The sequence below is a fragment of the Neoasaia chiangmaiensis genome, assembly GCF_002005465.1.
In the GTDB taxonomy this organism is placed as follows: domain Bacteria; phylum Pseudomonadota; class Alphaproteobacteria; order Acetobacterales; family Acetobacteraceae; genus Neoasaia; species Neoasaia chiangmaiensis.
The window spans coordinates 1,510,147-1,522,202 of the sequence record NZ_CP014691.1; the positions used below are offsets into that span (position 1 = coordinate 1,510,147).

Sequence of the window (12,056 nt, forward strand, 5' to 3'; positions counted from 1 at the left end):
CTGTTCCACGACGGAAACCATGTGAACAGCCATGATATCTCGACATTATCCATCGGCATAACCGATGGACCGTCACTATCCCCACGCCTTGGGCGGCACCCAGCCATGTCCCGGAAAGCTCGCCACATCATCCCGCCGAAGTGAACCGGACGATAACGGCACCACCTCCCGGGGACAGGCACGCAGCCGTTCGATCAACCACCGCCCCGCCGGTCCCGGCGGTGTCGCGGCCGCATAGATCGCATGCATCGGCAGGACCAGCCCGTCGGTCGGGGCGTCTTCCACCGCCAGCCGCACAAGCCGCCCCTGCGCCAGATCGTCCTCCACCAGATGCAGCGGCATGCCACCCCAGCCCAGACCGTCCAGCAGGAACGCATGCTTGGCGAACAGATCGGCCAGCCGCCACGTCTGCGGCGAAAACACGCCCAGTTCCCGCCCCCTGGAAAGGTCGGAACGATCGGTCAGGACCAGCTGGACGTGGCGGGCAAGTTCCTGCTGCGGGATCACACCCTCATAGCCCGCCAACGGATGTCCACGTGCCGCCACCATCACCAGACGCACGGCCGTCAGACGTTCGGCCTTGATATGGGTCGGCATGACCGGCAGCGAACCGACAATACCAAGCCCCGCACGACCGTCGATCACCGGCTGGTAGGCCGCTCCCAAAGCCTCGACATACAGCCGAAGCCCCACGCTGGGGAAATGCTCCCGAAACTCCCGCGCCGCACGCGTAATGGCTTCCAGTGGAAAGAAAACATCCACCACCACGGCCAGCTCGGCTTCCAGCCCCGTCGCCATTCCCCTGGCGCGCGCCTTCATCCCGTCCACGCCACCGATGACATTGCGCGCATCCGCCAGCAGCGCCGCGCCTTCCGTCGTCAGGACCGGATAGCGTCCCCGGCGGTCGAAAAGCGCCACGCCGATCTGCGCCTCCAGCCCGCTTACCAGTTCGCTGACCACCGATTGGGAACGCCGCAGCTTGCGCGCGGCGGCAGAGAAACTACCCTCGTCCACTGCCGCCACGAAACCGCGCAGTTGATCCAGCGAAACGCCATCCAGCATGTTTGCGAATCTACCGTTCCGAACCCGATGACAGCATCATGCGAGCCCATTGAAAAGCGATGTCGAGAGATAACGCTCCGCGAACGACGGCGCGATCGTCACGATCGTCTTGCCTTCATGCTCGGGCAGCGCCGCCAGCCGTATCGCCGCCTGCAATGCCGCGCCAGAGGAAATGCCGATGGGAATGCCTTCCACCCGCGCACAGCGCCGCGCAGTGGCGATGGCATCCCGCTCGGAAACATCCAGCACGCCATCCAGCGCATCGACATCCAGTGTCTGCGGACGGAAGCCCGGCCCAATTCCCTGAATGCCGTGCGGGCCCGGTCCATCGCCGTTCAGAACCGCGCTTTCCGCCGGTTCGACGCCGAAGACCCTGAGGCTCTTTTTCCGCCGCTTCAGCGCATGGGCAATGCCGGAGGCCGTACCACCGGTTCCCACGCCCGCCACGACCACATCGACAGCCCCGTCAGTATCGGCCCAGATCTCCTCCGCCGTCGTCTTCGCATGGACCAGCGGGTTCGCATCATTGTCGAACTGGCCCGGCATCCAGGCATCCGGCAACGTCTCGACCAGTTGCTGCGCCCGCTTGATGGCGCCCGCCATGCCCAGTTCCGTCGGCGTCAGTTCGAGCTGCGCATCCATCAGCCGCATCATGCGGCGTCGCTCGATCGATGCACTTTCAGGCATCGTCACGATCAGCCGATACCCCATCGCCACGGCCGCGAATGCCAGCGAAATGCCGGTATTGCCGGATGTCGGCTCGACCAGCACGGTGCGCCCCGGCGTGATTACGCCCCGGGCTTCCGCATCGCGCAGCATGGCCACGCCAATCCGATCCTTGACGGAACCAAGCGGATTGAAGAATTCCAGCTTCAGCAGGATCCGCGCCTTGATGTCGTCATGCTCCGTCAGCCGCGGGAGCGCCACCAGTGGCGTGCCGCCGACCGTCTCGGTGATCGATTCATAAACGCGGCCGCGCGGCGCGGCGTAGTGCTGCACGCTTTTCGTCGTCTTTTTTCTTGCGCCCGTCACCGCCTGCTCTCTCCGTTCAGATATCAGGATTGCTATGCGCCGCCAGTATAAGGTGATTGCCGCATTCCGGCAAAGTTATACGCGGTTTTCACATATCGGCGTCGTAATTCAGAATACGGATACCCTGACCGAACCGACCGTCATCGGATCATCTTGCGAATGACACCCAGCAGTTCATCGATCGCCGCCTGGCCACCTTCGTCGCTCAGCGCGCGCCGGACGCAACCATTGGCATGACTGGAGAGAACTTCGATCGCGACACCGTCGAGCGCCGATTTGGCGGCCGATATCTGCGTGAGGATATCGACGCAGTAACGGTCGCTCTCGACCATGCTGCGCACACCCGCCACCTGCCCCTCGATCCGGCGCAGGCGATTGACCAGCGCCCGCTTGTTCGGCTGCGTCACCCGGCGAGGATCATCCGGCATCGCCGACATGTCGCAACATGCGTCCTGTTCGTCCTGCGCCATTTCTGCCCTCCGGTTCGGCTCCGGCCAAAGGCTTACGGCGTCAATGGCTTGAGGTCGAGCGCCTTCTCCACCAGCGGCCATGGCACGATGCCCACGCCATAGATCGCATTCAGGGCATCCGGCAACGTGGCCGGCGAACCTGGCACCCCCTTCTGCTGCGTGTATTCGGCGATCGTGCGATCCATCAGGATCTTGCCGGTGACATAGCTCGTGCCGTAACCCGGCTGCCGCAGATAAAGCATCTGCTCGAAACCGACCAGCGGCGTGTCCGGATCGGAATAACCACGCGGCGTATGCGCGGCATGGAACTTGCCCGCCATCGCCAGATCCATACGGTTGGCCTGCACGTAAAGCGACGCCAACCCCCGTGCCGCGCGATTGGCCAGCATGATCCAGACCAGTTCGCGCCCACGCGGCTCGCTGTCATACAAACCCGCGCGCATGACGAGTTCCTCGAACCCGGTCGCGAAACCCTCCGACCGTGCGGCATAGATGTTGAAAAGCGGGGCACCGGCACGCACCGGATCGGCATTCGGCTCGAAACGGATTTTCGCCAGTTCGACCCAATGGATATCGTGCGAATACAGCGGCAGCGGGTCGAGACTGGTCACGTTGCTGAAGAAGTCGCGCTCCCCCGGCGCCACGTAACCGATCTTCTGCGCCGCCAGCGCCGCACGATACCGAGCCTCATCAGGCGCGAAACGATTATCCATGACGAAATTCACGTATGTCGCCATTCGCGCATCGTCGAAGGCTCGATATGCCGCGGGCGTGCGATCCGCTTTCAGCGGCGGCAGCGCGCGATGATGCCACTCCTCCTCCGCCAGGGCGGCATCGGCGCGGGCCAGCTCGCGCTTCAACAACACGACCTGCTCCGCCCAGCTATACGGCACGCATTGCACGTGCTGCATATACCAGTCGTAATTTTCAATGCCGACGCCCGAAGGCCCATTTTTCGTCGGCGCCTGCGCCTTTACCCAATCGCGAAATTCCCGTGTCGCGACCATGGCGTCCTGCGCTGCCTTGCGCACCGCTTCCGGCGCCCCCTTCAGGCTCGCGTTTTCATGACCGTTGAAGGTCCGCATCGTCAGCGAGCCGTCCAGCAACTGCGACAGGATCTTTTCCTGATGCGTGAACGTGCGGTCGCCATAACGCCACAGATCGGCGGCATTGCTGCCCTGAAGATCGACCCGCGCCCGCGCCAGCAGACGAGGCACACCGCGCAGCCGGTTCGCCAGCGATGCCGCGTCCCCGGCACTCAGCGGATAGCGATATTTGAACAGGTCGATGACGTCCGCCGACTGTCCCTCATGCGCCGGGACATCGCTCTCCTCACCGAAAACCGTGCGGTAGAAAGACGGATCGCGCGACCAGGGCTGCAACACGCGCAAATCGAAATCCAGACCGTCAACCTCGGCGCGGATGAGATCGAGATCAACCTGGGATTCACGGTTATGCGCTGATGCGGCAAGCGCATCGATCCGACGACGATAAGGTTCGATTCCGGCACGTTTTTCGGATAGCGCCGCCGCACTGAAATCCGCCGCGCCATCCACCTGTTTCGGCACGACGAAGCGGCGCCAGTCCTGAAACAACGACACGACGGACGGCGCAGGCGCTCCTTCGGCCCGATGCTGTGGGCCGAGAATGGCAAAGGCGCCGCCTCCCGCCAGAATGAGAAACCACCGGGCAGAAGCGCGACGCCATGTCATGAAACGGAAAACCCTCTCAGAACTGTGCGGCAACCGTGCCGAAGAATTCACGCGGCGCCGCGACGAACAGGTTCGCGTTGTCGTCGCCCGACACCGACGCCGCGCCATAAACGCCGCCGATATAGTTGCGATTGAACAGGTTCGAGATACCGAACGATGCCTTCATGTTGCGTGCAAACCCGATCTTCCCGAAATCATAGGAAAGATTGAGGTTCGACGACCAGTAAGCCGGAATGTACTGATCGTTGATGTAGGTCATGGCGCGACGGCTCGTATACGTCGTGTTGAAGTTGAACGCCGCCTGGTGCCACGTATAGCTCAGGTTCGCCTTGTACATGAACTTCGGATAGTAGACCTGATGCTTGCCCTTGATGTTGATCGTCGTGCCGTTATAGGGCAGCGCCGTGTCTTCATAGGTCGCATTGTTCCAGCTGAAGCTGTTCGTGATCTCCAGCCCATGAACCGGACGGATCGCGCCCAGCACGTCCGCGCCGTTCATCGTTTCGTGCCCGACATTCACGAAAGCCGCATACACATTGTTGGTCGGACCGCTCGTGATCGCCGCCAGACGGTTGATGTAATCCGTGTGGTAGAAATCCGCGCTGCCCGTGAAGAACTCGGAGTTGTAGCGATAGCCGACAACGTAGTTCCAGGTCCGCTCCGGACGAAGCGTCTGCTTGCTGGCGTTGAAAACGCTCTGTGCCGGATTGGCCGCGGACCCCAGACCACCCCACGGATTGCCCGCGCTGGACTGCTGGCCGAAATCATAGGCCCGCATGTTCTCCGCGATGTCCCAGTAGACCTCGTGATGGTTGAGGAAGTGGTAGTCCCAGTTGAAGTGCGGCAGAAACGCACTGGCCGCCGTCAGGCTGCCGGATGACGGATGGCTGTAATACGTGCCGAAGCTGGATGCGAGCGCAGCCGTCTGGTCAAAGCTTGTTCCGCCATGCGTCGTCTGCGTCAGGGAACGGAAGCCGCCCGTCAGGGTCATGCCCTTCGTGATGTGCCAGACGTCCTGCAAATAGAACTGGAACGTATTTGTATTGAACGCATCCGAGTACCACGTCGTGGACTGGTTTGCGTAATAGTTGCTTTTCGAGTTGTGCGCGGCGTCCTGACCGTCTTCATAAATCCGCATCGGATAATTGAAACGATCGTTCTCATACCAGATACCCGTCTGGATATCGTTGTTGCGCAGCTTCACATCGAAGCTCTGCGTAAATCCCAGACGACGCACATCCGGATGCCCGGCCTCATCCGCCATCAGCACGCCGGAGGACGGCGACGTCAGGAACGGGTTGGTGCCCTGATACACACCGTTCGAGACATGGCCATAAGCCACGGTCTTCGAGGTCACATTCGGTGCGATCTGGAATTCGCCCGTCACTGCGGAGAGATAATTCCGCTGCTCCTGCGTACCATCATAAGCAAAATCGCCGACTTCATCGTTCGTGATGCCGTTCGGCAGGCCCGGCGGAATGCCGCCGTTCTGCGCATAATACGCGTATTCCTTGGCCTTGGCATAATCCGGCTTCAGATAGGTCGTGTTACGTCCGAGCCGCCGCCAGAGGTTTTTCGTCAGGCTCATGAAATTATACTGGTCGAAATTCGAATAATCGAAGACCGCCGTAATCTTTCCATGCTCGCCGACCGGCTGCACCAGCTTGAAATTCGCCTGATGCTCCTGCTGGTCCCCATAGCCTTTCCAGAGATCCTGCGCCGTACGGGCATAGGATGCGTAGAACTTCGTGCCGCTCGAGTTGAGCACACCGCTATCCGCCCGCGCGAAGGTGCGGAACATGTCATAGCTGCCGAAGGTCTGGCTCACGCGCCCACCGGCCCTGTCGTCCGGATCGGCGGAGGTAAACGTGATCGCACCGCCAAGGGTCTGGGCCGAAGGCGTGTCCAGCGCACCGGCCCCCTGTGACAGGGTCAGGCCCGACAGGTTTTCCTGAATTTCCATCTGGTCCACGCCGAGGCCGTTCCAGTTATGGAATCCCTGCCCGCCCATCGGAATGCCATCCAGCGAAACACCAAGCTGGGACTGGTTGAAGCCGCGGATATAGAGCGTGTTGGCGACGGTATCGAGACCGAAAGCATCGTCGGACGCGAAGTTGGCGCCCGGCGTGGTCAACGCCAGGATCTGCATCGGGCTGGTGCCGGAGACGAAATGGTCCATCGTCTGGCGGGTCACCATCTCCACCGCGCCATGCGATGCGATGCGATGCGCCGATACGACGAGCGATTCCGGCGAGTGGGATTCCATGGCGCGTGGACGACGGCGCGCCGTCGCGGCAGGCGCCCCCGCACCCGGCAGCGTTGTCGCAGCCGTGGTGTGCCGCGTACTGCGATGCGTCACATGACGACGGTGCTTCGTATCGGTCGTGGCGGCGGAAGCCCCTGAAACCGGCATGACAGCCGCAACGCACCACGACAGCGCCGTACCGGCCAGCACGAGATTCAAACGGTTTCGAGATGTCGATTGACGACAGGACGATGCCATAACGATCTTCGATCCATTCTTTTATGTGTGTCGAAAAAACGCAGCCGATACAGTCATTACAGGCGCGACGGTTGCGTAACGTTATGGGACCGACATCATAACCCGCAAGAGGATCGAATTACAGGATCATTACAATTATCCAATATCCAAAAATTCACAAATCACCTGTTGTAAGCTGGCCACATTGAAAAATGTGCCCGCAACATTTAGCGACAGTCATTAAATCGCCGCAAACACCGCCGGTCAGATTCCGACCTGATGACCGATCTCGATCATCCGCTCGCGCGGCAGGGTAAAGCGATCGGAAGCCCGGACGGCGTTGCGATACAGGAAGCCGAACAGCCATCGCCGCGGCGTCGTCATTTTGGGATTTTTTGGATCGGCCACAATGTCGTCGTCACCCGCGAAGAACAGCACCTTGCCCAGATCGATATGGCACCCCTCCATCTTCGCATCGTGGAGGGCCGCAAACAGGTTCGGGATCTCGATGAAGCCGAACCGAACGCCAATCTGCCAGATACCCTCTTCCACCCGTTCGGACTGGATGCGCTTGCCGGACGCGATGCGCGGCACCTCGTCGAACTGCACGTTCAACACGACTGTCTGTTCCGGCAGCGCATGGAATACGGCCACATGCCGCGTCACGATCGGCGGAAACGAACTGTCCGAACGCGCCAGGAACACGCCCGCACCCGGTGTCCGTGCGATCCGTCCCTGCCGAAGATCATCGCGCACCGCGTCGGCGCGCTCGCCCAACGGCGCCAGCCCCGCGCGCAGAAGTTCGATGCCGCGCCGCCACGTCGTCATCACCGTATAGACCGCGAAGCTGATCAGCAGCGGGACATAACCGCCCGCCGCAATCTTCAGGAGATTGGCCGTAAAGAACACGACATCGATCCCGCCGAAGAAAAGCGCCACCGGGATCGCTTTCCACAAAGGCCACTTCCAGCGCGAGCGCATGACGTCGAACAGCAGCAGCGTCGTCATCAACATCGTCGTGGAAACCGCCGTCCCGTAGGCGCCGGAGAGTTTATCCGAGCTTTTGAACATCAGCACGATGCCCAGGGTCAGCGCCATCAGCAGCCAGTTGATGACCGGCACGTAGATCTGGCCATATTCCGTATCGGATGTCTGGTGAATCATCAGCCCCGGAAACCATCCCAGCTGCATCGCCTGACGCGTGAGCGTGAAAGCGCCCGTGATGATCGCCTGGCTGGCGATGATCGTGGCCAGCGTCGCCAGGATGACCATCGGCAGGATCAACCCATGGGGCATCGTGGCGAAGAACGGATTGTTCCGGACCTGCGGATGCTGGAGCAGGAAGGCCGTCTGGCCGGCATAACTCAGAATCAGCATCGGCAGGACGATCACACCCAGGGACAACCGGATGGCGGGCCGTCCCACATGGCTCATATCGGCATACAGCGCCTCCGCCCCGGTGACGGACAGGAAAACGGCACCCAAGATCACGAAGCTCTTCGCGCCATGATACCAGAGGAAGGTCATGCCGAACCAGGGACTCAGTCCTTCCAGCACTGCCGGATTATGCAGCAGCGAGAACAGTCCGATCCCGCCCATCGACAGGAACCACAGCGCCATGATCGGCCCGAATACCTTGCCGATATGCGCCGTGCCGAGTGGCTGGATCATGAAGATGCCGCACAGGATCGCCACGGTGACCGGCAGGATATACGGATGCAGGTCGTTGGTGACGACACCAACCCCTTCGACCGCGCTCAGGACCGAAATCGCTGGCGTAATGGCGCCATCGCCATACAACAGCGCCGCGCCGAACAACCCGGCCGCCGCGAGCAGGGTCGAACGGTCATGCCATCGCCTGCCGAAACGCGGCCCCACCAGCGACAGCAATGCGAGGATCCCGCCCTCGCCATGGTTGTCCGCGCGCATCACCACGACAGCATATTTGAGCGCCACGACCAGCAGCATCGTCCAGACCAGCAGCGAGAAACCGCCCAGAAGCGTCTCCCGATCCGTCATGCCGGTGTCGTTGATGACCGTCTGAAACGTATAAAGCGGGCTGGTGCCGATATCCCCGAAAACGATGCCGAGGGCCGCCAGCGCGCTCGGGAGAAGTTTCTGCTGCTGTTCGTCGGCCATCATGCTCTCATCGTTCTGTATGGGCCTTCAGAGTCGGCCCCTGACGCCTGTCTTGCGGCATCCGAAGCGCTATCAACGTTACGACTCCGATCAGGGATCATCGGACAGGGAAACAATTCTACGCATGTCCGAAACGCGTCGATAAAAAGGAGACGAACGCCCGCAATTTCGGGGAAACTGTTTTCTTCGGCGGATAAAGCAACCAGATACCCGGCTCCGGCTCAACCGAGAATCCCCATCGCCGATCATCGAACAGCTGCACAAGCCTCCCCGCCGCCAAATCCGACGTCACCAGCCAGCATGGCAGCAGTGCCACGCCAAGCCCCGCACAGGCTGCCGCGCGCAAGGCCTCGACATCGTTGGTGCGCAGGACACTGTCGATCGCCACATGTCCATGCCGCCCGTCGGAACAGTGCCACCACCACCGCTCCGTGCCCTGCGTCGTCGCCCCAAGGCAAGGCAGATCATGCAACATGTCCGGCAGGTGCAAATCCGCCCCAGCGCCAACCAAATCCGGCCGCGCCACGATCAGGCTGGGCGCATGCGCGAGCCGGCGCGCCACCAGCGTCGAATCCTCAAGCACCCCGATGCGCAGGACCGCATCCAGCCCCGCCGCGATCGGATCGGGGGGCGTCTCGGTCAATGTCGCTTCCAGCCGCACATCCGGAAACGCCTTTAGGAACGCGCCCATGGCGGGCATGACGACCAGCCGCCCGAACGCGCCGGGCATCGCCACCTTCAGCACACCCTGCGGTCGCCCGTTCCAGTCGCGGGTCGTCTGTCGCGCCTGATCGAGATCGGCCAGCACCGCCCGGGCCCGCCCGAGGAACAACGCACCCGCCTCCGTCAGATGCAGACGACGCGTGGACCGGTTGAACAGCGCCGCCTGCACATCCGCTTCCAACGCCGCGACATGGCGCGAAACGGTGGAGACCTTCACGCCGTGCTCCAGCGCCGCGCGTGAAAAACTGCCCCGATCCGCGACGGCCACGAAATGGCGCATCGCCATCAGGTAATCCATGTCCGCCTCTCACGTTTTTGCGCGCACAGGCATGACAGCATACCCGCACAAACTGTCATCCTTATTCCAAGTGACTGACAAGACAAGAAAAAGTGACATATTTCCCACCCGGGATGATCCATTGTTGCGCCGGACGCAAAATTCCTGTGCCGCCGCGGATATCGATAGGGCCGCACGCGCGTGTCTATCTCCACCCCACGGCAATGCTTCGCCGCCCGACAGGAGATCGATCATGAATGTCGCCGTCCTCGACCGCACAACAACCGACGTTTCCACCCCCGGCAACGGTCGTTTCTATGAATACAGCAAGGCCGCCAACCCGATCCGCCCCAGCCTGACGCCGCGCATCCCCTACCATTTCTTCGCCCCCTCCCTTTATGCCGGGGGCGAAACGCGGATCGTGCCGCTCGATCTGAGCGAAGCGCTGAAATGTCCCTCTCCCGCAACCGGCCCCGGCCTGTGCGCCAATTTCGTGCGGATCATCCGGGGTGACGCACTGACGCTCCGGCCCAACGCCACCTCGATGGTGTTCTACGTCCATCGCGGTCATGGGCAGGCGCGCTGCGGCGATGTCGCCTTCGACTGGAAAGCCGGTGATTTCTTCGCCATTCCCGGCCCGACAGGCCTTGATCTGACCGCCGGCGATGATGCCGCGCTCTATGCCGTGAACGACGCGCCACTGCTGACCTATCTCGGCGCGACAGCGGACCATGCACGCTTCCGCCCGACCCTGTTCCGCGCGGAAGACGCCAACCGCGAACTCGCCGCCGCGATGAACGACCCCGCCGCCGCCGAACGCAGCCGTATCAGCGTCCTGCTGGCGGCCGATGAATTTCCACTGACGCGCACCGTCACCCACACGCTATGGGCGATGTACGGCATCATCGGCGCACATACCGAACAGAAGCCGCATCGTCACCAATCGATCGCCCTCGACTTCATCGTTGATTGCGCGCCGGGCTGCTATACGCTCGTCGGCCCGGAACTGGCGGCGGACGGCACGATCGCCAACGCCACGCGCGTGGACTGGGAATCCGGCTGCGCCTTCGTCACGCCGCCTGGCTACTGGCATGCGCATTTCAACGAATCCGGCGCTAACGCACGCCTGATCCCGATCCAGGATGCCGGTCTGCAAACCTACCTGCGCACGCTGGATATTCGCTTCACCTGATGTCACGAACGCTTTGGCGTGAGGCGCATGCGGTATCGGGTGGGCACCCTCGTCAGCCGTCATGCGTCACTGCATAAGCAGCTTTCCGGTGACCATGTCGCGTCGCCCTCCCGTGGAGCCCATCCCATCGTGTCGGATTACGTCAAACCCGCGCTCATTATTGCCAACATGATCGAGGCGGGCATCCTGAAAGCCGCCCTTCCGCTGCGCGACGTCATGATCCGCGCCATGCTGGCCGGGGCCTATCTCGCCTTCGTCACGACCATGGCATTCCTCGTCGCCGCGCAGACGGGCCAGTTCATCGTCGGCGCGGTCCTGTTCCCCGCCGGCTTCGCCCTCATCATCCTGCTGGGCATGGAACTGCTGACCGGCAATTTCGGCATGATGCCGCTGGCCTTCTTCGCCGGGCGCATCCCGCTCAGCGCCGTGTTCCGCAACTGGATCCTGGTGTTTGCGGGCAACCTGCTCGGCAGCCTGATCTATGCCGGCCTGTTCTGGATCGCCATCACCGATTGCGGCCATGTCGCGGGCGGCCCGCTGGCCGACAAGCTGCGCGCCCTCGCCGTCAGCAAGACCACCGCCTACGAAGCCTTCGGCGCGGCCGGCATGCTGACCGTGTTCGTCAAGGCCATCCTCTGCAACTGGATGGTCAGCCTCGGCTCGGTCGTGGGCCTTGCCTCCACATCGACCATCGGCAAGATCGCCGGCTGCTGGCTGCCGATCATGATCTTCGTCGCACAAGGCTACGAACATAGCGTCGTGAACATGTTCGCCATTCCCGCCGGCATGATGCTCGGCGCGCCTGTCAGCGTCGCCGACTGGTGGCTGTGGAACGAGATTCCGGTCACGCTCGGCAACCTTGTCGGCGGTCTCGTCTTTACCGGTGGCGCACTCTATATCACCTACCAGCATACACCGATCTCGAACCAGGACCCGGCCTCGCGCCCCGTCTGATCCGATATCGCCC

9 protein-coding genes are annotated in these 12,056 nt (G+C 62.1%); 2 read left to right on the forward strand and 7 right to left on the reverse strand.

Annotated features, from left to right (window positions below; translation table 11 throughout):
* Positions 1-75: 75 nt before the first annotated feature.
* The 7 genes from A0U93_RS07135 to A0U93_RS07165 form a co-directional block, all read right to left on the reverse strand.
* A complete protein-coding gene (locus A0U93_RS07135) occupies positions 76-1,062 on the reverse strand; it encodes a LysR family transcriptional regulator (RefSeq protein WP_077806723.1) in 987 nt (328 codons plus the stop codon).
* 36 nt (positions 1,063-1,098) lie between these two features.
* Positions 1,099-2,094 (reverse strand): cysteine synthase A, encoded by a 996-nt coding sequence (cysK, locus tag A0U93_RS07140; protein WP_077806724.1) that lies wholly within the window; start codon positions 2,092-2,094, stop codon positions 1,099-1,101.
* A gap of 140 nt (positions 2,095-2,234) precedes the next feature.
* Complete coding sequence (locus A0U93_RS07145; protein ID WP_077806725.1) at positions 2,235-2,564, reverse strand: metal-sensitive transcriptional regulator; 330 nt, start codon at positions 2,562-2,564, stop codon at positions 2,235-2,237.
* A gap of 32 nt (positions 2,565-2,596) precedes the next feature.
* Positions 2,597-4,276 carry a DUF885 family protein gene (locus A0U93_RS07150; RefSeq protein WP_077806726.1) on the reverse strand — a complete coding sequence of 560 codons (1,680 nt, stop codon included), beginning with the start codon at positions 4,274-4,276 and terminating at the stop codon, positions 2,597-2,599.
* Positions 4,277-4,292: 16 nt separating this feature from the next.
* Positions 4,293-6,542: a TonB-dependent receptor domain-containing protein gene (locus A0U93_RS07155; protein ID WP_245825173.1), complete on the reverse strand. Its 2,250-nt coding sequence runs from the start codon at positions 6,540-6,542 to the stop codon at positions 4,293-4,295.
* A 480-nt stretch (positions 6,543-7,022) separates the two neighbouring features.
* Positions 7,023-8,900 (reverse strand): potassium transporter Kup, encoded by a 1,878-nt coding sequence (locus A0U93_RS07160; RefSeq protein ID WP_077806728.1) that lies wholly within the window; start codon positions 8,898-8,900, stop codon positions 7,023-7,025.
* A gap of 115 nt (positions 8,901-9,015) precedes the next feature.
* Positions 9,016-9,918 (reverse strand): LysR family transcriptional regulator, encoded by a 903-nt coding sequence (locus tag A0U93_RS07165; RefSeq protein WP_077806729.1) that lies wholly within the window; start codon positions 9,916-9,918, stop codon positions 9,016-9,018.
* A gap of 232 nt (positions 9,919-10,150) precedes the next feature.
* On the opposite strand from A0U93_RS07165, the gene A0U93_RS07170 reads away from it, so the two are divergent.
* Positions 10,151-11,089: a cupin domain-containing protein gene (locus A0U93_RS07170; RefSeq protein ID WP_077806730.1), complete on the forward strand. Its 939-nt coding sequence runs from the start codon at positions 10,151-10,153 to the stop codon at positions 11,087-11,089.
* Positions 11,090-11,116: 27 nt separating this feature from the next.
* The gene (locus A0U93_RS07175; protein WP_077806731.1) at positions 11,117-12,043 is read left to right on the forward strand and encodes a formate/nitrite transporter family protein; all 927 of its coding nucleotides are present in this window, start codon (positions 11,117-11,119) and stop codon (positions 12,041-12,043) included.
* The last annotated feature ends 13 nt before the right edge of the window (positions 12,044-12,056 follow it).

Excerpts from the sequence above, each read along its gene's own strand:
- A0U93_RS07135 (WP_077806723.1), bottom strand. The coding sequence starts at position 1,062 with ATGCTGGATGGCGTTTCGCTGGATCAACTGCGCGGTTTCGTGGCGGCA.
- A0U93_RS07145 (WP_077806725.1), bottom strand. The coding sequence starts at position 2,564 with ATGGCGCAGGACGAACAGGACGCATGTTGCGACATGTCGGCGATGCCG.
- A0U93_RS07150 (WP_077806726.1), bottom strand. The coding sequence starts at position 4,276 with ATGACATGGCGTCGCGCTTCTGCCCGGTGGTTTCTCATTCTGGCGGGA.
- A0U93_RS07155 (WP_245825173.1), bottom strand. The coding sequence starts at position 6,542 with ATGGAATCCCACTCGCCGGAATCGCTCGTCGTATCGGCGCATCGCATC.
- A0U93_RS07160 (WP_077806728.1), bottom strand. The coding sequence starts at position 8,900 with ATGATGGCCGACGAACAGCAGCAGAAACTTCTCCCGAGCGCGCTGGCG.
- A0U93_RS07165 (WP_077806729.1), bottom strand. The coding sequence starts at position 9,918 with ATGGATTACCTGATGGCGATGCGCCATTTCGTGGCCGTCGCGGATCGG.
- A0U93_RS07170 (WP_077806730.1), top strand. The coding sequence starts at position 10,151 with ATGAATGTCGCCGTCCTCGACCGCACAACAACCGACGTTTCCACCCCC.
- A0U93_RS07175 (WP_077806731.1), top strand. The coding sequence starts at position 11,117 with ATGCGGTATCGGGTGGGCACCCTCGTCAGCCGTCATGCGTCACTGCAT.